The organism is Clostridium culturomicium, assembly GCF_000821305.1.
In the GTDB taxonomy this organism is placed as follows: domain Bacteria; phylum Bacillota; class Clostridia; order Clostridiales; family Clostridiaceae; genus Clostridium_J; species Clostridium_J culturomicium.
Map to the genome: position 1 here is coordinate 1,698,532 of NZ_CCXK01000017.1, position 22,795 is coordinate 1,721,326.

23 protein-coding genes are annotated in these 22,795 nt (G+C 32.5%); 2 read left to right on the forward strand and 21 right to left on the reverse strand.

All coding sequences use genetic code 11. The annotated features are described in order from the left end of the window. Positions 1-161: 161 nt before the first annotated feature. The 14 genes from BN1075_RS20370 to BN1075_RS20435 form a co-directional block, all read right to left on the reverse strand. Positions 162-4,502, reverse strand: a complete 4,341-nt coding sequence (locus BN1075_RS20370; protein ID WP_040195123.1) for a PolC-type DNA polymerase III — start codon at positions 4,500-4,502, stop codon at positions 162-164. 14 nt (positions 4,503-4,516) lie between these two features. Beyond that, positions 4,517-5,566 carry a flavodoxin-dependent (E)-4-hydroxy-3-methylbut-2-enyl-diphosphate synthase gene (gene ispG / locus BN1075_RS20375; protein ID WP_040195124.1) on the reverse strand — a complete coding sequence of 350 codons (1,050 nt, stop codon included), beginning with the start codon at positions 5,564-5,566 and terminating at the stop codon, positions 4,517-4,519. A gap of 8 nt (positions 5,567-5,574) precedes the next feature. Further along, positions 5,575-6,576: an RIP metalloprotease RseP gene (gene rseP / locus BN1075_RS20380; protein WP_040195395.1), complete on the reverse strand. Its 1,002-nt coding sequence runs from the start codon at positions 6,574-6,576 to the stop codon at positions 5,575-5,577. A gap of 64 nt (positions 6,577-6,640) precedes the next feature. Continuing rightward, positions 6,641-7,798, reverse strand: a complete 1,158-nt coding sequence (locus tag BN1075_RS20385; protein WP_040195125.1) for a 1-deoxy-D-xylulose-5-phosphate reductoisomerase — start codon at positions 7,796-7,798, stop codon at positions 6,641-6,643. Between the two features lie 144 nt (positions 7,799-7,942). After that, a complete protein-coding gene (locus BN1075_RS20390; protein WP_040195126.1) occupies positions 7,943-8,737 on the reverse strand; it encodes a phosphatidate cytidylyltransferase in 795 nt (264 codons plus the stop codon). A gap of 16 nt (positions 8,738-8,753) precedes the next feature. Then, complete coding sequence (locus BN1075_RS20395) at positions 8,754-9,527, reverse strand: isoprenyl transferase (protein WP_081911691.1); 774 nt, start codon at positions 9,525-9,527, stop codon at positions 8,754-8,756. 115 nt (positions 9,528-9,642) lie between these two features. Next, positions 9,643-10,200, reverse strand: coding sequence for a ribosome recycling factor (gene frr, locus BN1075_RS20400; RefSeq protein WP_040195128.1), 558 nt, complete (start codon positions 10,198-10,200; stop codon positions 9,643-9,645). A 17-nt stretch (positions 10,201-10,217) separates the two neighbouring features. After that, positions 10,218-10,940: a UMP kinase gene (pyrH, locus tag BN1075_RS20405; protein WP_040195129.1), complete on the reverse strand. Its 723-nt coding sequence runs from the start codon at positions 10,938-10,940 to the stop codon at positions 10,218-10,220. A gap of 198 nt (positions 10,941-11,138) precedes the next feature. Continuing rightward, positions 11,139-12,059: a translation elongation factor Ts gene (gene tsf, locus BN1075_RS20410; RefSeq protein ID WP_040195130.1), complete on the reverse strand. Its 921-nt coding sequence runs from the start codon at positions 12,057-12,059 to the stop codon at positions 11,139-11,141. Between the two features lie 128 nt (positions 12,060-12,187). Continuing rightward, positions 12,188-12,889, reverse strand: a complete 702-nt coding sequence (gene rpsB, locus BN1075_RS20415; RefSeq protein WP_040195131.1) for a 30S ribosomal protein S2 — start codon at positions 12,887-12,889, stop codon at positions 12,188-12,190. Between the two features lie 321 nt (positions 12,890-13,210). Beyond that, positions 13,211-13,984, reverse strand: coding sequence for a GTP-sensing pleiotropic transcriptional regulator CodY (gene codY, locus BN1075_RS20420; RefSeq protein WP_040195132.1), 774 nt, complete (start codon positions 13,982-13,984; stop codon positions 13,211-13,213). Between the two features lie 242 nt (positions 13,985-14,226). Then, positions 14,227-16,314: a type I DNA topoisomerase gene (topA, locus tag BN1075_RS20425; RefSeq protein ID WP_040195133.1), complete on the reverse strand. Its 2,088-nt coding sequence runs from the start codon at positions 16,312-16,314 to the stop codon at positions 14,227-14,229. A gap of 187 nt (positions 16,315-16,501) precedes the next feature. Next, positions 16,502-17,596: a DNA-processing protein DprA gene (dprA, locus tag BN1075_RS20430; protein ID WP_148315562.1), complete on the reverse strand. Its 1,095-nt coding sequence runs from the start codon at positions 17,594-17,596 to the stop codon at positions 16,502-16,504. A 13-nt stretch (positions 17,597-17,609) separates the two neighbouring features. Further along, on the reverse strand, positions 17,610-18,098 hold the full coding sequence (locus BN1075_RS20435; protein WP_040195134.1) for a magnesium chelatase subunit ChlI family protein: 489 nt from the start codon (positions 18,096-18,098) through the stop codon (positions 17,610-17,612). Between the two features lie 153 nt (positions 18,099-18,251). Here BN1075_RS20435 and BN1075_RS20440 point away from each other — a divergent pair, with 153 nt between their 5' ends. Further along, positions 18,252-18,578, forward strand: coding sequence for a hypothetical protein (locus tag BN1075_RS20440; RefSeq protein ID WP_197072356.1), 327 nt, complete (start codon positions 18,252-18,254; stop codon positions 18,576-18,578). 264 nt (positions 18,579-18,842) lie between these two features. After that, complete coding sequence (locus tag BN1075_RS20445; protein ID WP_040195136.1) at positions 18,843-19,127, forward strand: helix-turn-helix domain-containing protein; 285 nt, start codon at positions 18,843-18,845, stop codon at positions 19,125-19,127. A 27-nt stretch (positions 19,128-19,154) separates the two neighbouring features. Here BN1075_RS20445 and BN1075_RS20450 read toward each other — a convergent pair whose 3' ends face one another. The 7 genes from BN1075_RS20450 to BN1075_RS21840 form a co-directional block, all read right to left on the reverse strand. Further along, positions 19,155-19,448 carry a hypothetical protein gene (locus tag BN1075_RS20450; RefSeq protein ID WP_040195137.1) on the reverse strand — a complete coding sequence of 98 codons (294 nt, stop codon included), beginning with the start codon at positions 19,446-19,448 and terminating at the stop codon, positions 19,155-19,157. A 53-nt stretch (positions 19,449-19,501) separates the two neighbouring features. Beyond that, positions 19,502-19,897 (reverse strand): metal-dependent hydrolase, encoded by a 396-nt coding sequence (locus BN1075_RS20455; protein ID WP_040195138.1) that lies wholly within the window; start codon positions 19,895-19,897, stop codon positions 19,502-19,504. Positions 19,898-20,048: 151 nt separating this feature from the next. Then, positions 20,049-20,609, reverse strand: a complete 561-nt coding sequence (locus BN1075_RS20460) for a hypothetical protein (RefSeq protein ID WP_042387510.1) — start codon at positions 20,607-20,609, stop codon at positions 20,049-20,051. Next, entirely contained in the window at positions 20,593-21,774 is a 1,182-nt protein-coding gene (locus BN1075_RS20465; protein ID WP_040195139.1) for an FtsK/SpoIIIE domain-containing protein, read from the reverse strand. Before BN1075_RS20465 ends, BN1075_RS20460 begins: the two co-directional genes overlap by 17 nt. Continuing rightward, positions 21,774-21,938, reverse strand: a complete 165-nt coding sequence (locus BN1075_RS21830) for a hypothetical protein (protein WP_156132854.1) — start codon at positions 21,936-21,938, stop codon at positions 21,774-21,776. Before BN1075_RS21830 ends, BN1075_RS20465 begins: the two co-directional genes overlap by 1 nt. Continuing rightward, positions 21,926-22,084, reverse strand: a complete 159-nt coding sequence (locus tag BN1075_RS21835) for a hypothetical protein (RefSeq protein WP_156132856.1) — start codon at positions 22,082-22,084, stop codon at positions 21,926-21,928. Before BN1075_RS21835 ends, BN1075_RS21830 begins: the two co-directional genes overlap by 13 nt. Before the next feature lie 92 nt (positions 22,085-22,176). Next, on the reverse strand, positions 22,177-22,335 hold the full coding sequence (locus BN1075_RS21840) for a hypothetical protein (protein ID WP_156132858.1): 159 nt from the start codon (positions 22,333-22,335) through the stop codon (positions 22,177-22,179). Positions 22,336-22,795 lie beyond the last annotated feature (460 nt).

Sequence of the window (22,795 nt, forward strand, 5' to 3'; positions counted from 1 at the left end):
TAAATAGAGAGTAGGCAAAAATCCTACTCTCCTCAAAATTTATTATCTTCATAGTTTATCTTCAAAAATCATTATATCATACTACTTCTTATTATGCAACGACTTCAAATTTTTAATACATATTCTACCACTTAATTAAACGGAAATTAATCCTTCATTTATTAAAACAAGCTCAACTGATTTGTTTCCGGTATATCTCCAACTGCGCCATGGTTAGCTAAAGCTTCTACTACAGTTTTAGTAGCCTTACTTCTAATTCTAAGATCTTCTTTAGAGATAAACTCCCCATCTTTCCTGGCTTCTCCAATAGCTTTAGCCGCATTCTCACCAACTCCAGCAAGTCCACTGATAGGAATTCTTATGCTTTCTCCCTCAATGGTAAATTTAACCGGGTCAGATTTATAAATATCTACAGGTAAAAACTTAATACCCCTTTTATACATTTCATAGCAAAGTTCTAAGGTAGTTAAAAGCCCTTTTTCCTTTGTTCCAATATTATTACCAAGGGCATTGAGTTCATCCATTGTATGTTTAATAGCTTCCTCTCCCTTAACAACTAAATCTCCATCAAAGTCATCCGCTCTTACAGTAAAGTAAGTTGCATAATAAGCTTTAGGATAATAAACCTTAAAATATGCTATTCTAATAGCCATCATAACATAAGCAACTGCGTGACCTTTAGGGAACATGTACTTGATTCTCTTACAGGATTCAATGTACCAATCAGGAACATTATGCTCTCTCATAATAGCTTCAAATTCTTCAGATACACCTTTCCCCTTTCTAACCTTCTCCATGATAGTGAAGGCTGTTTTAGGTTCAAGTCCTTTATATATTAGATAAACCATGATATCATCTCTGGTAGAAATACAATCCTTCAGTGTTGTATATCCTTCCTTAATAAAGTATTGGGCATTGTTAAGCCAAACGTCAGTACCATGAGAAAGACCAGAAATACGTACTAAATCAGAGAAAGTTTTAGGCTGAGTATCTAAAAGCATCTGTCTAACGAACTTAGTACCGAATTCCGGTATACCATAACATCCAACTTCACATCCTAGCTCTTCTGGAGTTAATCCAAGTGCCTCAGTTCCAGTAAATAAACTTAACACCTTTTCATCTGACAATGGAACACTTTGAGGACTTACACCTGTTAAGTCTTGAAGCATTCTTAGCATGGTAGGATCGTCATGCCCAAGAATATCAAGCTTCAGAAGTCTACCACTGATAGAGTGATAATCAAAGTGTGTAGTTATTATATCTGAATTAGGGTCATCCGCCGGGTGTTGTATTGGACAGAAATTAAATATCTCATTATCTGCAGGAACAACCATGATACCACCTGGGTGCTGTCCTGACGTCCTCTTAACTCCCGTACATCCTATAGTAAGCCTTTCAATTTCTGCATTAGTTGTATTTATATTTCTTTCATCTAAATACTTCTTAACATATCCATAGGCTGTTTTATCAGCTATAGTTCCAATAGTTCCAGCTTTAAATGTATGTCCCTTTCCGAATAAAACCTCTGTATATCGGTGAATATCAGCTTGGTTGTCTCCTGAGAAGTTAAGGTCAATATCTGGCTCCTTATCTCCTTCAAAGCCAAGGAAGGTTTCAAATGGTATATCGTGACCTTCTCTATTATACGGCGTTCCACATACCACACAATCCTTTGGTGGTAAGTCAACTCCAGAGTTAACAGATCCATCCATGATAAACTCACTATTTTTACACTTAGGACATACATAATGCGGCGGCAATCCATTAACCTCTGTAATATCTGACATGGTTGCAACAAATGAAGATCCAACTGATCCCCTAGAACCAACCAGATACCCATCACTATAAGACTTTGCCACAAGCTTTTGAGCAATAAGATAAAGTACTGCATATCCGTTATTAATAATAGAGTTAAGTTCCTTATCAAGTCTCTTCTGTATTACCTCTGGAAGATTATCCCCATAAATAGACCTAACCTTATTCATAGTCATGTTTCTGATATCATCTTCTGCCCCCTCAATCTTAGGTGCATAAGTTTCATCTGGAATAGGCTTCACAGGCTCCACTAAACTCTCAATATATTGAGGATTAGTAATAACTACTTCCTTAGCCTTAGCTTCACCTAAATAAGAAAACTCTCTCAGCATTTCCGTTGTAGTTTTAAAATATAGCGGTGGCTGGTCATCTGCATCATCGAAGCCTTTCCCAGCCATAAGTATTCTTCTAAACACTTCATCCTTCGGCTCTAAGAAATGAACATCTCCTGTAGCCACAACTTTTTTATTATAGTATTCACCCAACTCTATGATTTTTTTATTTAAATCCCTAAGACCTTCATCATCTTTAACCATACCTTTTCGCTTCAAAAATTCATTATTTCCTATTGGCTGAATTTCAAGATAATCATAAAATTCAACAATTCCTCTCATGTCATCAATGGTTTTACCACCCATAACTGCTCTAAACACTTCGCCAGCTTCACAGGCAGAACCAATAATAAGGCCATCCCTATATTCTTCAATCAAACTCTTTGGAAGTCTTGGTCGCCTTTGATAATATTCTAAGTTTGACTGTGATATTAACTTATACAAGTTCTTAAGCCCAGCTTGATTTTTTGCCAAGATAATCACATGGTAAGTAGCAGCCTTTTTCACATCAAAGTTCTTTAAAAACTCTCTGTTAGCTTCCTCCATATTCTCAATACCTTTTTCCTTAAGCATATCAAAGAACTTCATAAGAATATCTCCTGTAGCCTTAGCATCATCAACAGCTCTATGATGGTTTTCCAGGGAAATATTCAAGCGGTCACAAAGATTATTTAATTTATGCCTTTTAAGCTCCGGCAATAAAAATCTTGCTAGTGGAAGAGTATCTATAACACCATTATTAAATTCAATTCCAAGTCTCCTGCAGTTAACTTTAATAAAACCTGTATCAAAATCAGCATTATGTGCAGCCAATACAGCATCTTTTGCAAAATCCATAAATCTTGGAAGAACATCATTTATGGTATTACAGTCCTTTACCATATCATTAGTTATCCCTGTTAATTCAGTTATTTTATATGGAATATTTCTTCTTGGATTAATAAGTTCATTAAACCTGTCAACGACCTTTCCATTCACTATTTTAACAGCTCCGATTTCTATGATGCTGTCTTCAGTGCTTGAAAATCCAGTAGTTTCGATATCAAACACTACACAAGGCTCATCAAAACCTTTCCCTTTACAGCCCGTTGCTATAGCCACACCATCATTTACGAGATATCCCTCGACCCCATAAATAATCTTTATTCCATACTTCTTTCCTGCATCCTGCGCCTCTGGAAAGGCTTGAGCAACACCATGGTCTGTAATAGCAATAGCCTTATGCCCCCATTTTGCAGCTGTAGCAATAAGTTTAGCTGGAGGAACAAGACCATCCATTGCACTCATTGTAGTATGTGCATGAAGCTCAATTCTCTTTTCCTCACTGCTGTCTATTCTTTCTGTTGCCTTGAGCTTCACGATAGACTTAGCATTTATAACTAAATCCTTTGAGAATCTATCAATTTCAACTTCTCCATAAACCTTACAGCAACTTCCAACTTTAAGCTCCTCAAGAAGTTTTTCAGCTTCTTCATTTGTTTTAGTATAAAGCTTTATTGTAATTGAACTTGTATAGTCTGTTATATACAAGGATGGATAAATTCTCCCACTTTTAGCTTCGAATATGTTAACTTTAAATATATCTCCTGCCACTGCTACCCTGCCTGAACCCATATTAAGTTCAGCCATTTCAGTTGTTTCTTCATTTATGTTTCTATTTCCATAAACCACATTAGCATCAAGAGGTTCTTTACTTCTCCCCTTATATCCACCTTTTTCTTGCCAAGAACCACCTTTTTTCTCAGACTTATTCTCCTTTGGCTTATCCTTCGGTTTATCTTCATTTTTACCTGTAACTTTAGGGGTGTTTGCTATAATCTCTTTTACAATTCTCTTTTCTTCAATCTCCTTTTCCAGGATATAATCTTCCTCAACTGCAGATTCATCATAATATATCTCCACACCTATTCTTAGATTAAACATATTATATATTTCTGAAGAAATCAATCGATCCACACCTTTAGAACAAAGCATTTTTGTAATAAAAGCATTCGATAATCCAACTTTTATTTTGTCTTCTTCTATAGTTTTTATGGATTTTAAAAGACTAGTTTTAGAAGATGGAAAAGATGAGGCAAGAGAGTTTACCACATCTATCCAATACTCTCCCACCACATCTTTTATATCAACATGTTCTACATCTTTATACCATAGAAGATCAACATTTCCTAAATCATTAAGCTTTGCCTTAACAACACAGCCAATGTTTTCACGCATAGCTTCATCTAAATTAACCTTATGCTTTAAAACAACCTTAACTCTATCACTTTGCTTTAGGTATTGAACCTTATATATGTTTATATCTTCATAAATAGGAAACCTGCTATCATATCCTAGGAGTTCTGCCAGTGTCATATGGTACCTCCTAACTATAGTTTCTCTATCTCCTTGATAAGTTCATCAAGTAATTCATCTTCTTTAACAGTTTTTACAACCTGACCTTTTCTAAAAATAATACCTTGGCCTTTGCCACCAGCTATGCCAACGTCAGCTTCTCTAGCTTCACCTGGTCCATTAACAACACAGCCCATAATAGCCACTTTTATATTTTTATCCAAATGCCCTAATCGTTTTTCTGCCTCTTCAGCAATCTTAATAAGATTTATCTGAGTTCTTCCACAGGTTGGGCAGGACACAAACTGAATTCCATCTTTAAGAAGTCCTAGAGATTTTAATATTTCTCTTCCAACTTTCACTTCCTCTGTTACATCTCCAGTTAAAGATACTCTAATGGTATCTCCAATACCTTGAGCCAAAAGAGCTCCAATGCCAACACTTGATTTAATAGAGCCTCTCCATATTGTACCTGCTTCAGTTACACCGAGGTGTAGTGGGTAATCCACCTCTTTAGAAACTAGGTTGTATGCCTCTATCATTTGAATTACATCAGAAGATTTTATAGATATTATTATATCATGAAAATCCACAGCTTCTAGTATTCTTACATGATTTAATGCACTTTCTGCTAAAGCTTCACTGCATACTCTGCCATACTTTTCTAATATTTCCTTTTCTAAAGAACCTGAATTAACTCCTATTCTAATAGGAATATTCTTCTCCTTAGCTGCCTTTGCAACTATTTCTACCTTTTCCATACTTCCTATATTACCAGGATTGATTCTTATTTTAGATATTCCATTTTCTATAACCTTAAGAGCTAATCTATAATCAAAATGTATATCTGCCACCACAGGTATATTTACCCTTGAAACTATTTCTTTTATTGCTTCTGCGGCTTCCATATCAGGCACTGCACATCTTACTATATTACAGCCAGCTGCTTCAAGCTTCAAAATCTGCTCTACTGTAGCTTCAACGTCTCTTGTATCTGTATTAGTCATAGATTGAACCGCTATATCAGCATCTCCACCAACATAGATATCTCCAACCTTTACTTTTCTTGTTTTTCTTCTTTCCATACTTCCTCCTAAAACTTAATAGGATTAACAATATCTTTTATTAACACAAAGGCCATCAAGCCCATTAATATTAAAAATCCATAATAGTTTACCGTTGCAACCTTTTCCTTATCTACTTCCTTACCAGTTATAATCTGGAATAAAAGAAGGAAAATCCATCCTCCATCCAAGGCAGGGAAAGGTATAATATTAAACACTGCTAATTGAACACTTAAAAATGACATAAAGAATAGGAGTGTTAGTACACCTTGCTGAGCCGCTCTTCCTGAAATCTTTATAATACTTATAGGACCTCCAACATCATCTGCCTTCACTTTCCCCTTAAATAACTGTCCAAAAAATCCAAAGGTCTGCCTTATTGTACTACCCGTTTGATTTACTCCATAGCTTATTGATTGAACAAAATTAGGCTTAACATACTTACTGCTCACACCTATCAAATATCTATCTTCCTGAGCATTATATTGCGGAGTTAATTGGAAAACCAATTCACTTCCATCCCTTTTAACTTTCATATTAATCTGATTGTCTTCGCCAACTATAACTTCATTTAAGAAATCCTCCCAAGTAGTTACCATTTTCCCATTAACTTCTTGAATTACATCTCCTGTTTGAAGTCCTGCCACCATAGCAGGTGAATCAGCCACCACTGTATCTATTACATTAGTTGCATGACCACGTATTCCACCAACCAATGCAAAGAATATAACAGCCATTATCAAATTCATTATCGGTCCAGCTGCTACAATTGTAAGCTTTTGAAATGAAGTTTTATTTGAAAATGCTCTCGGGTCTACAACCTGAACATCATCCTCTTCTCCATACATCTTAACATATCCACCTATTGGCAGTGCTTTGATAAGATACTCTGTTTCTTTTCCTTTTACAGAAAAAAGCTTAGGTCCCATTCCTAAAGAAAACTCCAGAACCTTTACTCCATTAACCTTAGCCATTATAAAATGTCCAAGCTCATGTCCAATAATTAGTACACTAAATGCAAGCAATGCCATTATTGCGTAGGGTATAAACGTAATTATACTTTGCAATACTATTCTCCCCTTCCTTAAAACCAATCTACTTTACATATTTCTTTAAAACATATTCTCTTACTCTTCTATCTATGTCTAAAACTTGATCTAAAGTAGGTTTTTCTACAAATTCGAATTCCTTCATTGAACTCTCTATAATTTCTTCAATTTGAAGATAAGAGATTTTTTCATCCAAGAATAATTCAACTGCAATCTCATTTGCTCCATTATATATTGCTGGCATGTTTCCACCCATCTTTCCAGCTTCATAAGCAAGTTTTAAGCATCTGAATGTATCCATATCTGGTTCTTCAAATGTAAGGGTTGACGCCTCCTTAAAACTCAAGGAGTGAGCTACAGCTCTATTTCTCTCAGGATAACATAAAGCATATTGTATCGGTAGCCTCATATCTGTAGATCCAAGTTGTGCAATAATCGAGTTATCTACATACTCAACCATTGAGTGTACAATACTCTGTGGATGAACGATAACTTCTATATTTTCGTAATCTACACCAAATAAAAAATGAGCTTCAATAACCTCTAATCCCTTATTTACTAAAGTAGAAGAATCTATAGAAATCTTTCTCCCCATATTCCACTTTGGATGCTTTAATGCCTGACTAGGTGTTATAGTTTTTAACTCATCTCTTTTCCTACCTCTAAAAGGCCCACCTGAAGCTGTAAGAATAATTTTATTTACATCTTTACTTTCATTCCCTTGTAAACATTGAAATATGGCACCATGCTCTGAGTCAACTGGTAATATTTCAACTCCATTTTCTTTTGCTTCCGACATAACTATATCGCCTGCGACAACTAAAGTCTCTTTATTAGCTAACGCAATATTCTTCTTCGCCCTTATAGCTTTAATTGTAGGCTTTAATCCAGCTATTCCAACCACCGAAGTAAGTACTGTATCTACCTCTTCTAAGGTTGCAATTTTTTCTAAAGCTTCTTCACCACTATAAAGTTCGCAGTTCATATTGGCCTTTTCACAATACTCTTTAACTTTTCCAAAGCAATCCGAATCCGTTACACCAATATATTTTGGCTTAAATTCCTCTATTATATCCACTAGCTTTTCAAAGTTTCTGTGAGCCGTTACCCCTACTAGCCTTACCTCATTTTCTGCATCCCTAATTACGTCTAAGGCTTGAGTTCCTATGGAACCAGTAACCCCAAGTATACTAATATTTTTCACTTGTATCTCTCCTTCACTCTTAGCCAACTTGTATAGTTAAATATATACATAATTATACCCCATAACCCTTCAGATTACAAAAATATAATATTAAAAAGGTGTTAATATTGAGCTTCTCAATATTAACACCCTAATTCTTTTATTTTATCCAATAAATACACTTAAATAGTAGAATACTACAACGGCTACAAATAAAATACTATCAAACCTGTCTAATATACCACCATGACCCGGAATTAAATTTGAATAATCCTTAACACCTGCATTTCTCTTGATTGAAGATGCCACCAAGTCTCCAAATTGCCCAAAAATACCACCTAGGATTCCTATTATAACATAATGGTATAAAGCAATATTAACTCCATATTTAGAAATTATAAATCCATACACAGTACACCCAATTACACTTCCTAAAAGTCCACCAAGTGAACCCTCTACAGTTTTCTTCGGACTTACCTTTGGTATAAGTTTATGTTTTCCAAAAGCTCTTCCGAAATAGTAAGCTAAAGTATCACAGCACCATGATGATATAAATATTAACCATAATAAATACTTTCCATTATTCATCATGCTTATTAACAAAATAAAGCTAAAAAATACAGCTACATAAAAACATGGAAGTATCGTAAGTGCTATATCGATAAAGTTTATTTCCGTATTAAGCACCGGAACAATCATAAGAAGGAAAACTACTAATAAAAATACTCCTACTGCAATTTTCACATCTAATCCAATACTTATGTATATGTTATAACCTATACACAAAATATATCCAACGATTTCAATAGGCTTATAACCTTTAACCTTTGTTACCTTATAAAATTCATACATTCCACCTAAAGATAAAAATAGAACAGATAATTTTAAAAAGTATCCTCCCAATAATATAAATACTAATAGAGGCACTAAAACTAAAGCCCCAATATATCTTTGATTCATTTAATCACCTCTTAAATTACACTCCACCAAATCTTCTATTTCTTTTTTGATAATCAGCAATAGCATTTCTTAAATCCTTTGCTTGAAAATCAGGCCAATTTATGTTTGAAAACCAGAATTCTGAATATGCACTCTGCCAAAGCAGATAATTACTAAGTCTAAGTTCTCCGCTTGGCCTTATAATCATATCTGGATCAGGCATATTTTTCGTATATAGATGATTAGAAATTTCTTTTTCATTAATATCTTCTATTTTTAATTTTCCTTCTGACACTAAAGATGCTATTTCTTTAACACCTTTAACAATCTCATCTCTGCCACCATAATTTAAAGCAATATTTAAAGTAAGTCCTTTATTATTCTTAGTCTTTCTTTTAGCTGCTTCAATAGATTTTCTTGCTTTTTCAGGAAGCTTACTGATATCTCCAATACTATTTAAAATAACACCATTTTCGTGTAGCTCATTCAATTCCTTATCAATAAATTCCACAACTAAATCCATTAATGCACTAACTTCTTCGCTTGGTCTTTTCCAGTTTTCTGTTGAAAAAGCATATAGGGTTAAGTACCCAACACCCAGTTCTCCAGCTTCTCTTACTATAGTTTTAATTGTTTTCATTCCTGCTCTATGTCCCATGGTTCTTGGCAGCTTTCTTGCCTTAGCCCACCTGCCATTTCCATCCATAATTATAGCAATATGCTTTGGTATTCTTTCCATATCTAATTCTATGTTTTCTTCTTCTTTTTTGAATTTAAATAATTTCAAAGTTTTCCTCTCCGATCTAAACATTTATGTCATTGGTTTAACCTATATACAGCATTGTATACCTTCATATTATAGCATAAATCTCTAGAATTTAATAACTAATAATAAAACCTGCAATATTTGCAGGTTTTATGTAATATTAAACTGTCATTATCTCTTTTTCTTTTGAGTCAACCATTTGATCTAAAGTTTTGATAAATTTATCAGTTTCTTTTTGAATAGTATCTTCACCTTTTTTACATTCATCTTCGCTGATTTCATTATTCTTCTTTAAAGCTTTTAATTTATCGTTAGCATCACGTCTTATAGATCTTATAGCTACTTTAGCATCCTCACCAAATTTCTTAACATTTTTAACTAAATTTTTTCTAGTTTCTTCTGTTAATTCTGGAACTACAAGTCTTATAACTGTACCATCACTACTTGGATTTATTCCTAAGTCTGATTTTAAAATTGCTTTTTCGATAGCCTTTAGTGTGCTTTTATCCCATGGCTGTATTAAAATAACTCTTGGTTCTGGCGCAGATACGTTTCCAACTTGATTTATTGGAACCATTGAACCATACGCTTCAACTTGAATTCTATCAAGCATAGTTGGGTTTGCTCTTCCAGCCTTTAATGTTGATAACTGATGCTGTAAACTTAAAACAGTTTTATTCATTTTTTCATCAGCATTTTTGATGATATCTTTAATCATAAAATAACCTCCATCATTTATTTACATATATTTGATGATACTAATGTACCAATTTCTTCACCTTTAACTGCTCTTATTATATTATGTGGTTCATCTAATCCAAATACCAATATTGGAATGTCATTATCCATACATAATGATGTTGCAGTAGAATCCATTACTTGTAATCCTTTTTCAAGAACCTCTATATAAGATAAATTATCAAATTTAACAGCATCCTCAAATTTGTGAGGATCTTTGTCATATACTCCATCAACCTTTTTAGCAAGTAAAATAACTTCTGCTTCTATTTCTGCTGCTCTTAAAGCTGCTGTAGTATCTGTGGAGAAATATGGATTTCCTGTTCCTGCTGCAAATATTACAACTCTTCCTTTTTCAAGATGTCTCATTGCTCTTCTTCTGATATATGGTTCAGCAATTTCTTTCATTTCTATAGCAGTTTGAACTCTAGTGTTAACCCCTATTGCTTCTAATGAATCTTGAAGAGCTAACGCATTTATGCATGTAGCCAGCATTCCCATATAGTCAGCAGTTGTTCTGTCCATACCTTCACCGCTTCTGCCTCTCCATATGTTTCCGCCGCCAACAACTGCACCTACTTCAATTCCCATATCAACAAGTTTTTTAATTTGTAATGCAATAGTATTAGCTGTATCGAAATCAATACCATATCCTTTTTCAGCTGCTAATGCTTCTCCAGAAAGTTTAAGCATGACTCTTTTATATTTTGCAGTTTCCATATTTATATTATACCTCCAACTTTATATATTTACACCATAATATGCATTCAAATATACGCCACCGTTATATTTTAAACATACGCCAATTAAACAAACCTTGACCTATATAAATTATTCCTTTGTTATAGTAAAAATAACCCTATATATTTATAAATTTCTAAAAAAAAGAGAACCTAGGTTCTCTTTTATTATATTGTATTATTTTCCAGAAACTTGTCTTTGAACTTCTTCAGCAAAGTTTTCTTCTTTCTTCTCGATACCTTCGCCTCTTTCGAATCTAGCAAATCTAACAACCTCTACTGCTGCTCCGATTTTCTTTCCTTCTTCAGCAACATATTTAGCTATAGTGTAATCTCCGTTTTTAACCCAAACTTGATCAACTAAGCAAACTTCTTTGTAGTATTTGCTGATTCTTCCCATAACCATTTTCTCAACGATGTTTTCTGGTTTTCCTTCGTTAAGAGCTTGAACTCTGTATATTTCTTTTTCTTTTTCTAAAGACTCGCTATCAACTTGATCTCTGTTTAAGAATAACGGGTTAGCTGCAGCTACTTGCATAGCTACGTCTTTAGCTACAGTTTTAAGAACGTCATCTTGCTTTTCGCATGATAATTGAACTAAAACTCCGATTTTTCCACCACCGTGGATGTAGCTTTGAACGATTCCGTTGTCTGCAACAAATTTCTCAAATCTTCTTACTGACATGTTTTCACCTAATTTTGCAATTAAAGCTGTAACTGCCTCTTGAAGAGTCATGCTTTCGTCTCCAACATATTTTGCTGCTAATAATTCTTCTACAGTTGTAAACTCAGAAGCTACTACCATTTTAGCTACATTGTCAGCTAAAGCTTTGAAATCTTCATTAGCTGCAACGAAGTCTGTTTCACAGTTAACTTCTACTACAGCACCTGTTTTCATGTCTTCAGATATGTAAGTTACTACTACACCTTCTGCTGCTATTCTACCAGCTTTTTTAGTTGCTGCTGCAAGTCCTTTTTCTCTTAAAACTTCGATAGCTTTATCCATATCTCCGTTTGTTTCGTTAAGAGCTTTCTTACAGTCCATCATTCCTGAACCTGTTCTTTCTCTTAATTCTTTTACCATTGCTGCTGTTATCATTCTTATTCCTCCTTTAATTTCCTAACAAAAAGGTAAATGAAAGATTTCTCTCTCATCTACCTTTGAAATTTCATCTGCCTTACAATCATAGATGAGGCCATTATTGAAATTATGTTAAAAGATATTTATTACTCAGCTACTTCTTCGCCTTGTCTAGCTTCGATTATAGCATCAGCTAATCTTTCAGTTATTAATTTTACAGCTCTTATAGCATCATCGTTTCCTGGGATTACGTAATCAACGTCATCTGGATCACAGTTTGTATCAACTATAGCTATAACTGGAATTCCTAAGTTTTTAGCTTCTAATATAGCATTCTTTTCTTTTCTTGGATCAACTACGAATAAAGCTCCTATTTTGCTAGCGTCCATGTTTCTGATTCCGCCTAGGTTCTTTTCTAGTTTTTCTCTTTCATTTCTTAGGTTTATAACTTCTTTCTTTGGAAGAACTTCGAATGTTCCATCTTCCTCCATTTTATCTAAAGCTTCTAATCTACCGATTCTAGTTTTGATAGTTCTGAAGTTAGTTAACATTCCACCTAACCATCTGTTGTTTACGAAGTGCATGCTTGATCTTACAGCTTCCTCTTGGATAGCTTCTTGAGCTTGCTTTTTAGTTCCAACAAATAATATGTCTTTTCCTTCTTCTGCAACTGATTTTATGAAATCGTAAGCTTCATCAATTTTCTTAACTGTTTTTTGTAAGTCGATGATGTAGATTCCGTTTCTCTCAGTGAAGATATAAGGAGCCATTTTAGGGTTCCATCTTCTTGTTTGATGTCCAAAGTGAACACCAGCTTCTAATAATTGTTTCATTGATATTACTGCCATTATTATTTCCCTCCTGGTTTTTCCTCCACTACTCTCATTCTTATTAAAGACCAAATTGGCACCCTTTAATAACTTAAGTAGTGTGCGTATTTTCTTACCCTATGCATTATATCACATTCAAATTTACTATTCAATAATTTTTTGTGTATAAATGCTTAGGTTCTTTTATTTGATAAATGAAGGATTCCCCCTCAATTTATTTTGCATTTGATAATTATGATAAATATTAGAATTTTTTCTATTGATATATGACCAAATATATTGAACAATAAAATAAAAATCCTACTCCTAGGATTTTTATTTTATTGTATTTAATGTTTACTATTTAAGCTTATTCAATTCATCCATTAACTTCTCGTTAAGGATTTTTATGTGAGTACCTTTCATTCCTAGAGATCTTGACTCTATAACTCCAGCACTCTCGAATTTTCTTAAAGCATTTACTATAACTGATCTTGTTATTCCAACCTTATCAGCTATTTTAGAAGCAACTAATAAACCTTCGTTTCCATCTAGTTCATTAAAGATGTGCTCTACTGCTTCAAGTTCTGAATAAGATAAAGTTCCAATAGCTAATTGAACTATCGCTTTCTTTCTTGCTTCTTCTTCGATTTCATCTGTTTTAGCTCTTAACATTTCCATTCCAACAATTGTTCCACTGTACTCTGCAATTACTAAATCTTCTTCTGTAAACTCTTTACCAAATCTTGATATAAGTAATGTTCCTAATCTTTCTCTGTTTCCGTTTATTGGAACTATAGTAGTTTTCATTTCTTTGAAATCACACTCTTCATCTCCAAATACGCAGAAACCATTTGAAGCAACATTAGCTCTAGTTTCATCCACATTTAAAAGTCTGTTATTGTAGTCATCAGGGAATCTTTTGTTATCTTCAACATGAACCTTAACCTTTTCACATTCAAAACCATAAGAAAGGTTATATCCTAACACCTTTCCTTTTCTGCTGATTACATATACATTGCATTCTAAAACATCACTTAATAATTCGCATATATCAGTAAATACCACTGGTTCTGATCCTGATTTTTGTAGTATTTTATTTAATCTTCTAGTTTTCTCTAATAGTGACACCATCATTCCTCCTCATTCTTTTGTTTGGTAATATATCATCAAATATTTATTCGTCAACTTCAAACAATTCAAAATATTTATTTAGTTTTCAATTTTCAAATTGTTGTAATGCCTATATCATAATAACATATAGATTTTATTACATCAATATGTTTTTTATGTATTTTCGACATGTTTACAGTATTTTTTTAAATTATATTTGATTTAGAACACTTTTTACTTAAAGAATTACAATTAATTCATTCTTATTCCTTATTTTCCAATATTTCCTTATATTTGCATTCAGCATTAATACATTCTAAATAATCACCTTTTGCTTTGCTGTAACGTTTAGCCATTAAACTTCCGCATTCAGGACATTTATTTTCTGTAGGTTCATGCCAGCTTACAAAGTCACATGCTGGATAGTTATCGCAGCCATAAAAAGTTTTTCCCTTTTTACTTCTTTTCTCTAGGATCTTTCCTCCACACTTAGGACATTTTACTTCTAACTCTCTAGCCATAGTTTTTGTATTTTTACACTCTGGGTAACCTGGACATGCTAAGAAATCACCAAATCTTCCTTTTTTAATAACCATCATTCTTCCACATTTATCACATGGAATATCTGATACCTTATCTTCAATTGTAACCTTAGCGATTTCCTTTTCAGCAATATCAATCGCAACTCTTAAAGGTACAAAGAATTCATTCACAACCTTTTTCCATTCAGCCTGGCCTTCTTCAACACTGTCTAATTTATTTTCCACATCAGCAGTAAACTCTACATCAACAATCTGTTTAAAATATTCACTCATAATGTTGTTAACAATAAATCCAAGTTCTGTTGGTAATAAAACCTTCTTATCTCGTTCGATATATTGTCTTCCTAAAAGTGTTGATATAGTTGGAGCATAAGTACTAGGTCTTCCAATTCCATTTTCTTCTAAAGTTTTAACCAATGAAGCCTCTGAGAATCTTGCTGGTGGTTGAGTGAAATGTTGTTTTCCATTCATATCTCTAGTTTTTAAAACTTCACCACTTTGAAGACTTGGAAGTTTTGTATTTTCATCTTCATCTTCATTGTCTGTTTCATAAACCTTCATAAAGCCTTCAAATTTTACTTTATATCCTGAAGCCTTAAAACCATAACTACCATTTTCTATATTTATTGATGTGGAATCTATTAAAGCTGATTCCATTTGACTAGCTACAAACCTATTCCAAATTAATGTATATAGTTTATATTGATCACTGGTTAAAGATTCTTTTGCTACTTGTGGTGTAATTCCTACATTACTAGGTCTTACAGCTTCGTGCGCATCTTGAGAACCTTTCTTCCCTTTATACACCTTCTTAGTTTTTGGAGCATATTCATCTCCGTAGGTAGATTTGATAAACTCTATTGCTGCATCTTGAGCTTCATCAGAAATTCTAACTGAGTCTGTTCTCATATAAGTTATAAGACCAACTGTACCATGACCCTTAACTTCTACTCCTTCATAAAGCTGCTGAGCAGTTGCCATTGTCTTTTTTGTTGAAAAATTTATTTTTCTATAGGCATCTTGTTGAAGTGTACTTGTTGTAAATGGTGGTAAAGGATTTTTCACTTTGGTAGTTTCTTTTACATCCTTAACAATAAACTCACCATTACTTATAGCTTTTATTATAGTATTAGCTTCTTCTTCATTGTTTATAACAATTTTTTTACCATTATTGCTATGAAGTTTTATAATAAAACCTCTTGTTTCTCCAACCTTTGAGACTTTCACCTCAACAGTCCAATATTCTTCAGGAACAAATTCTTGAACTTCCTTTTCTCTATCGCAAATAATCCTTAGAGCAACTGATTGAACTCTTCCTGCACTTAAGCCCCACTTAACTTTTCTCCAAAGTATAGGACTTATTTCATATCCAACCAATCTATCGAGAACTCTTCTAGCCTGCTGTGCATCAAATACATTTTCATTAACTTTTCTTGGAGACTTAAGTGCATTCTTTACTGCAGTCTTCGTAATTTCATTAAATTCAATTCTGCATTCCTCATTGGTATCTATCTTCAAAATCTTAGCTAAATGCCATGAAATAGCTTCTCCTTCTCTATCAGGGTCCGTTGCCAGATAAACTTTTTCACTTTTTTTCGCTTGTTTCTTTATTTTATCTAAAAGTTCGCCTTTTCCTCTGATAGTTATATATTTAGGTTCATAGTTATTTTCTATATCTACGCCTAGTTGACTTTTAGGCAGATCTCTTATATGTCCCATTGATGCTTCTACCACATAATTCTTACCTAAATATTTTTTAATTGTTTTAGCTTTAGCTGGTGACTCAACTATAACTAATCGTTGCCCCATTATTACCCCTCCATTATAGCTTGTTGAATAATTTAAAATTTCAATTAATATTTATCGCTTTAAATCATTTATCCCAAATTGATTTAATACTGTTTATAGAAATTAATTTTTGATTTTCATTTAAAATCAATTCCATTCTCAATGGATTTTTCTTCAAAACCCATTTACAGTTCTTCAGCATGAAATTTTATACTGTGTTCTTCTTTCCATTAATCCTAACATAAAAGTTTCCACTTAAACATAAAATCTCCTTCTTTGCTTGCAACTCAAATAATAACTTATATAATTGATTAATGTCAATATCAGTTAACTTAATTATATTATCAATATGTATAGGATTATCATCAATTATACCTTCAAGTTTATTTTTCTGCTTGTTTTCACTAAACATTTCTTTATTATTATTTATACTAATGGCAGAAATATTCAATAAATCTAAAATATCATTAATTCCCATATAAAGTGTTGCTCCTTCAGAAATTAACCTATTAGTTCCTCTGCTCTCAAGTGAAAAAATACTTCCTGGAACAACTACTATACTTTTTCCTTGTGATAAAGCTGTCCCCACAGTAATTAAAGTTCCACTTTTCTCACCTCCTTCAATTACCAAAAGACCATCTCCAAGGCCACTTATTATTCTATTTCTAATAGGAAAGTTACTACTGATAGGACTTGTTCCCAATGAAAATTCACTAATTACACAACCACCTTCACTTATAATTTCATCATATAATTTTTTATTTTCCTTAGGATATACAACATCAATTCCACTTCCCAGCACCGCTATTGTCTTTAACCCATTTTTCATTGCGCTCACATGTGCAACACTATCTATTCCCCTTGCCATTCCACTTATTATATTTAAATCGTAACCCTTCAACTGTTTTATAATATGTTCTGTAGCATCAATTCCATATCTTGTGCACCTTCTAGAACCAACAACACTTAAGTTTTTTTTACTATTAATTATTGAGATATCGCCCCTGTAAAATACCCCAAATGGACAATCTCTAAAATCTCTTAGCACAGCTGGATAATATTCCTCATCAAAGGTTACCATCCCTATATGATTTTCCTTCATATAGCTAATCAGATCTAACTCTTCCATTCTGAAATATGCAGTCTTATACTTTTCACGAACTTTTAAATTCATCCATGAATTTTTATTATAAAAAACTTCATTATAAAATTCATCAAAAGAATCATGTGTAATATACGCATATTTTTTATCTAAAATACCTACTTCACTATTTTGAATCCATAGCCTTAATTTTTCTTTCATATATCACACCTCTTTAAATAATTTCTTCTCTAACATATCTTCTATATTGAAGTGCTTCTATAATATGGCACACTTCCACAGTATCACTTTCTTGTAAATCAGCTATAGTTCTGGCAACCTTTAAAATTCTATTATATACTCTTGTGCTTAGCCCGTACTCTTCATAAGCATATTTCAATATATTTCTTGACTCTTTATTTAATTTGCAAAACTTTCTTATCTGATTACCGTTCATCTGACTATTATCTGTAATTCCCTCATTGCAGAATCTCTCTTTTTGTATTTTCCTTGCCTTTTCAATTCGTCTTCTAATCACAGCAGAGGACTCTTCTCTTTTCTCTTCATTGATTTGTTCATAAGTAACTGGATTAACTGAAGTAAAAATATCTATCCTGTCTAAAAGAGGCCCATTAAATCTAGATAAATACCTCTTAACTTCATAATCAGTACAGGTACATCTTCTTGTATTACTGCCAAAATATCCGCAAGCACAAACGTGCATAATCTAACACAGAAATATTGCAAAAAAATCTCTTCCTATTATATAGATTATGCTATCACTGATATAAGTGCTGAAAATAGCACGCATAGAGGTGTTTTGATTAAAAATTTAAGACTATTTAATAATGTAACTTTAAAGGAATTATCTAAGCGCTTGAGCGTAAGTGAAAATTCATTAAGGACGATAGAATCTACTGAAAAAGAATCTTCTTACTATTATTACCATCTGTATTGTAGACATTTCGCAGTAGATCCATACATATATTTAAATTATTCTAATCTATCTACTTATACACTTGAAGATAAAATAATTGCTATAAAAGCATTTTGTGGTTATAAAAATACTGAAGATATTGATAAAATTATTGGTTTATATCCTGGTGCAATATCAGATTGCAAAAGAGGTAGATTTTCCAAATCAAAAGTATGTACTTTGCTCGATGAATTTATATATGAATATAAAAAAGGATATGAGACTTAACTCACATCCTTTTTCCATTTTTACTTTTCTTTATTTCCTTCTTAATTGATACAATTACTTTTCTTTTTCCATTGCTATTTTTAATACTCAAAATAATCACCACATCATCCCCTGAAGCCTATTTAATTATATTTTAGCAAACTGGTGTTTGCTTATCAAGCGAACAACGCCATGTTTTATGGCATTGTATGTTATAATTATATATTTTATTGCTTTTAATGACAAATGCTTTATATTTGGTAAAATATACCTTGAGGTGTTATTATGTATGGATTTAGAATTAAAGAGTTGCGAATTGAAAAGAGATTAACTCAAGATGAACTAAGTGATATATTAAATCTTTCCAGACAAGCTATATCTGCCTGGGAAACAGAAATAAATGAACCTGATATCCCTGCTTTAATTAAACTTTCAGAGTATTTTAATGTTTCGATAGATTATTTAGTTGGTACTACAAATATAAAACAAAATTATAAACAGGACCCTAATCTGGAATCTTATCTAATTGATTGTATTAATACTTATAAAAAGCATATAAATAAAGACTAGCTTAAATTAGCTAGTCTCTTTTTGATATTATCTATATGTTATTAGTGTATGAAAGCCTTCCATCTGACCAGTTAAGCCTTGTCCTTGTATAGAATTAAACTTCACATCAATAATTTCAAATCCATCTTGCTGCATAGAAGTTAATATAGTATCTATTTGTTTTGTATACTTATCCTCACATTGGAAATTCTGATTAAGCCATTTTGAAAAACTATTTACCATAACTACATGCGTAAATCCATCTTTCTTTAAATTTGGTTTAACACTTGTAGCATATATATTATCTGCTACTGCTTCTTGTCCTTTTGAAAATAATCCCATGGTATATTACCCCCTTAATGTTTATCACTTTATATTTTACATATATATTAACTTTATTTCAACAAATATACATACACAATAAACATCATAGCAAGCATTTGTATAAACCAATCTTCTGCACTTCTAGTTTTTATTTTCTTAGCTCCATACTTTTTCTTATCCCATGGATAAAGAAATGGAACTCCCATAACTGTAAAGCTATCTGCAACTAAATGTAATCCATAACTTATGAACCACACTAAACCTATCCATCTATTAACCAATGAAAATGTAAATGCACTTACCACAAGGGATAATAAAGAATGTGTTATAGTTCTGTGTTTCACTCCAAATAAATAATCTAGATCTGGTGTTGTAGCTCCTAATATTCCCCAAAGTCCTGTTGGATTGTTTCTTATTATCGGAATTGTTGCAGCTAATCCTATAGCAATATGTGTTCGCTTCATCATAATAGTTCCTCCTTTGTTGGTAATATTTCTTCTTCTAATTCCGAATTTTTCTGAACTTACTATATCAAAAACTATATAAAAAAACCTATCAAACGAATTTGATAGGTAAAATGGCTTTAGTTGGCTATACGACTTATGTTTATCATTCAATCTATTTCATGATACAAGGTACTTTCGTACATGTACTCAGTACCTTTTTTATTTCATCTATTTTTATATTCTTTATTCGTCCTATCCTCTTCTCCGCCACTCCCTGCCTCCTCTCATGCTTACTCACTACCAACATGGTAATATTTGCATTAGTCTTGGCAAGTTCATTATAGATAGTTATTAATTTACTTTCTTTAGTTCGATTAAATATATCAACCTCTACAGTTATAATATTGCCATTTTTCAATATAAATATACAGTCTACAAAAAGTTTTTTTATTTCATACTCTCTTTTCATATATGCTACATTGTCCTTAAGTGCCACTAGGACCTCTGTAATAACCAATGTATGATAAGAGGGTATCTTTTTAATATAATATACCTTTTTACCTAAGGTTGGGTGTATAGACTCCTTAAGATAGTTATTGTCTGAAAGTATTTTAAGCCTTTTAGCTGCCATGTTATAGCTTGGGAAAAATAACTCGTGTAACTGTTCAATTGTTGCTCCAGTATTCTCAGTAATAAAATTTATAATATTAACATCCCTATCTGTTAATTTCATTTAAGAGCTCCAGTAACTTGCTTACATCCGTTTCAACTTCGTACTGTTTTTTCTCTGGTTCCTTCTTTTCTATAATCCTATTTTTAATACTATCCATAATCATTTCATGGTTAATTGTATAACTATATCCCTTGGCTTCATCTAATGTCCTCACTATAACTTCACGTTCTCCTAATTTGGTGTTATTTTCATTACCAAGAATAACTTTAGCAGCTCCACCATCTTTAATTTTTAAACTTATCCTAGTGCATAATTGAGCCTTTATGTCCGATGGTATAGAATCAGACGTAGGTTTTTGCAATGCAGTAATAAGAAATACTCCACTACTCCTTCCTACATTAACAATCATTTTAAGATGCTTAAGACATTGGTTCTTGAGTTGTTTCTCTTCTTTAGTGTCTCCTCTAGCTATGTTTAAAAAGCTAAATTCCTCAACAACAACATAAATATATTTAAGTTTATTTTCATTAGCTTTATTATAATCTGCTATAGAATAATAACCTTTGGTGTTATCTATCAGTTTCTCCCTCTTCTTACACTCCCTATTTATATTTTCTAGAGCTGTTAGTACTTCCTCCAAAGTTTTTGAATTAACCTTAACCTGAGCACAATTTTGGAATACTCCTAAGTCATTCTTTCTTATCTGTAGCAAGTATAGATCTATATAGCCACAATACTTTATAAGATTAGTAAGTATAAGTAATAGTATTCTACTCTTACCTGTTCCTGTATCCCCTCCAATCAAGACATGAGGGAATGAGTTCATATCAATTATGATAGGCTCTATTAATCCATCAGCAATAAGAATTTTGTTACCTGGTAGTTTTATAGGTTCATAGTCTTTAAAGCTGTAATTCTTAACGCAGTGCATAATAACTATATTGTTATTTTGCTCTAATTGCATAGACTGGAATTGCAAACCCTCCTTAAATATATCTAAGTCTTTTTGAAGATTTTCAAAAGTATATCCATAAGGTAATTCTATAATCAAGTCGTAACCATATGATGTTCTTCTAATTTTCCATATCTTAAGAGTCTTTTCTAACCTATTGGTAAACTCACTTTTGGAATAAGTTATTTCATTCCACTTTTTATGAATATTAATCTTATCCATGTTTCTCCAAAGTGCAACTCCTGCAGTAGCTATAGCAAATTCAGTAATCATTACTTCTTATCCCCCTTTTTCTTGCAAACAACAAGCTGAACACCATAAGTTATTATTAAAGCATACATACCAGCTCCACCTAATGCTCCAGTACCCAAAATAGTACCTAAGGTCTTGCAAGAACCATAAATTAAATTCCATAAGGCAATATCTATTCCGAACATTTCTTTCCCACCTTATCTAAATGCTTAATGTAATATTCTAAAGCCTTTTTAATAAAATCTGATTTTTCCTCCTGAACATTTACCTTAGTGAACAACTTCATGTCCTTTGTAGTATTTTTGAATGAAACTGTAATCTTATTTACCATACTTTCCTCCCATTTCTTATTCTTTACTACATATGTATGCAAGTTGGAAGAAAAAGTTTCCTGTTGGAAGAAATTTTTATAAAAAAATAAGACTACTTCTTTCGAGTAGTCTCTTCATCTTGCATCTTTTCTAATAAAAGTTGCTTAATGTATGTGCTTTCTCCAAGCAATTGAGCTTTTTCTTTTAAAAACTCATATAATTTTGTTTCTAGTTCATTATCTTTAAAGCTAATACCAACTTTTTTAGCCATAAATACACCACCTCACTACATTCTATTCTACAGTTGTATAAATTTTCCTTTTATTGTCTATTAATTAGTTGAGGTGATTTAATGTTAGAAATAATTCTTAAAGCTTTTACTAGAAGTGTTGTTTTAATTGGAGCTCTGCTTGGATTTATGTCTTTCTTTATGCTGCTTAATCTGTTGCCAGTTTTAATTAAATAAGCTATAATTAAAATGCATTATCGGTGGGCACTCTTCGGAGTGTCTTTTTTATGTAAAAAATAAAGGCTAGTAGGAATTAACCCACTAGCCTTTTAATTATCTAGTCACAATTTCACATTCTATTGCAGTTATAGGTGTTCCATCTCCTAATCCTGCATACCCATTGTGACCTTCCATATATGAATTTCCATTCTCAACCCAATCTAACCAACAACCATTGCACATTGCACGATATCTAATTTTGTAACCTGGTAAATCAAATCTC

Bases quoted from the DNA above. Each gene is read 5' to 3' on its own strand.
- BN1075_RS20370 (WP_040195123.1), bottom strand. From the start codon at position 4,502: ATGACACTGGCAGAACTCCTAGGATATGATAGCAGGTTTCCTATTTAT.
- ispG (WP_040195124.1), bottom strand. From the start codon at position 5,566: ATGGAAAGAAGAAAAACAAGAAAAGTAAAGGTTGGAGATATCTATGTT.
- rseP (WP_040195395.1), bottom strand. From the start codon at position 6,576: ATGGCATTGCTTGCATTTAGTGTACTAATTATTGGACATGAGCTTGGA.
- BN1075_RS20390 (WP_040195126.1), bottom strand. From the start codon at position 8,737: ATGAATCAAAGATATATTGGGGCTTTAGTTTTAGTGCCTCTATTAGTA.
- BN1075_RS20395 (WP_081911691.1), bottom strand. From the start codon at position 9,527: ATGTTTAGATCGGAGAGGAAAACTTTGAAATTATTTAAATTCAAAAAA.
- frr (WP_040195128.1), bottom strand. From the start codon at position 10,200: ATGATTAAAGATATCATCAAAAATGCTGATGAAAAAATGAATAAAACT.
- pyrH (WP_040195129.1), bottom strand. From the start codon at position 10,940: ATGGAAACTGCAAAATATAAAAGAGTCATGCTTAAACTTTCTGGAGAA.
- tsf (WP_040195130.1), bottom strand. From the start codon at position 12,059: ATGATAACAGCAGCAATGGTAAAAGAATTAAGAGAAAGAACAGGTTCA.
- rpsB (WP_040195131.1), bottom strand. From the start codon at position 12,889: ATGGCAGTAATATCAATGAAACAATTATTAGAAGCTGGTGTTCACTTT.
- codY (WP_040195132.1), bottom strand. From the start codon at position 13,984: ATGGTGTCACTATTAGAGAAAACTAGAAGATTAAATAAAATACTACAA.
- topA (WP_040195133.1), bottom strand. From the start codon at position 16,314: ATGGGGCAACGATTAGTTATAGTTGAGTCACCAGCTAAAGCTAAAACA.
- dprA (WP_148315562.1), bottom strand. From the start codon at position 17,596: ATGAAAGAAAAATTAAGGCTATGGATTCAAAATAGTGAAGTAGGTATT.
- BN1075_RS20435 (WP_040195134.1), bottom strand. From the start codon at position 18,098: ATGCACGTTTGTGCTTGCGGATATTTTGGCAGTAATACAAGAAGATGT.
- BN1075_RS20445 (WP_040195136.1), top strand. From the start codon at position 18,843: ATGTATGGATTTAGAATTAAAGAGTTGCGAATTGAAAAGAGATTAACT.
- BN1075_RS20450 (WP_040195137.1), bottom strand. From the start codon at position 19,448: ATGGGATTATTTTCAAAAGGACAAGAAGCAGTAGCAGATAATATATAT.
- BN1075_RS20455 (WP_040195138.1), bottom strand. From the start codon at position 19,897: ATGATGAAGCGAACACATATTGCTATAGGATTAGCTGCAACAATTCCG.
- BN1075_RS20460 (WP_042387510.1), bottom strand. From the start codon at position 20,609: ATGAAATTAACAGATAGGGATGTTAATATTATAAATTTTATTACTGAG.
- BN1075_RS20465 (WP_040195139.1), bottom strand. From the start codon at position 21,774: ATGATTACTGAATTTGCTATAGCTACTGCAGGAGTTGCACTTTGGAGA.
- BN1075_RS21830 (WP_156132854.1), bottom strand. From the start codon at position 21,938: ATGTTCGGAATAGATATTGCCTTATGGAATTTAATTTATGGTTCTTGC.
- BN1075_RS21835 (WP_156132856.1), bottom strand. From the start codon at position 22,084: ATGGTAAATAAGATTACAGTTTCATTCAAAAATACTACAAAGGACATG.
- BN1075_RS21840 (WP_156132858.1), bottom strand. From the start codon at position 22,335: ATGGCTAAAAAAGTTGGTATTAGCTTTAAAGATAATGAACTAGAAACA.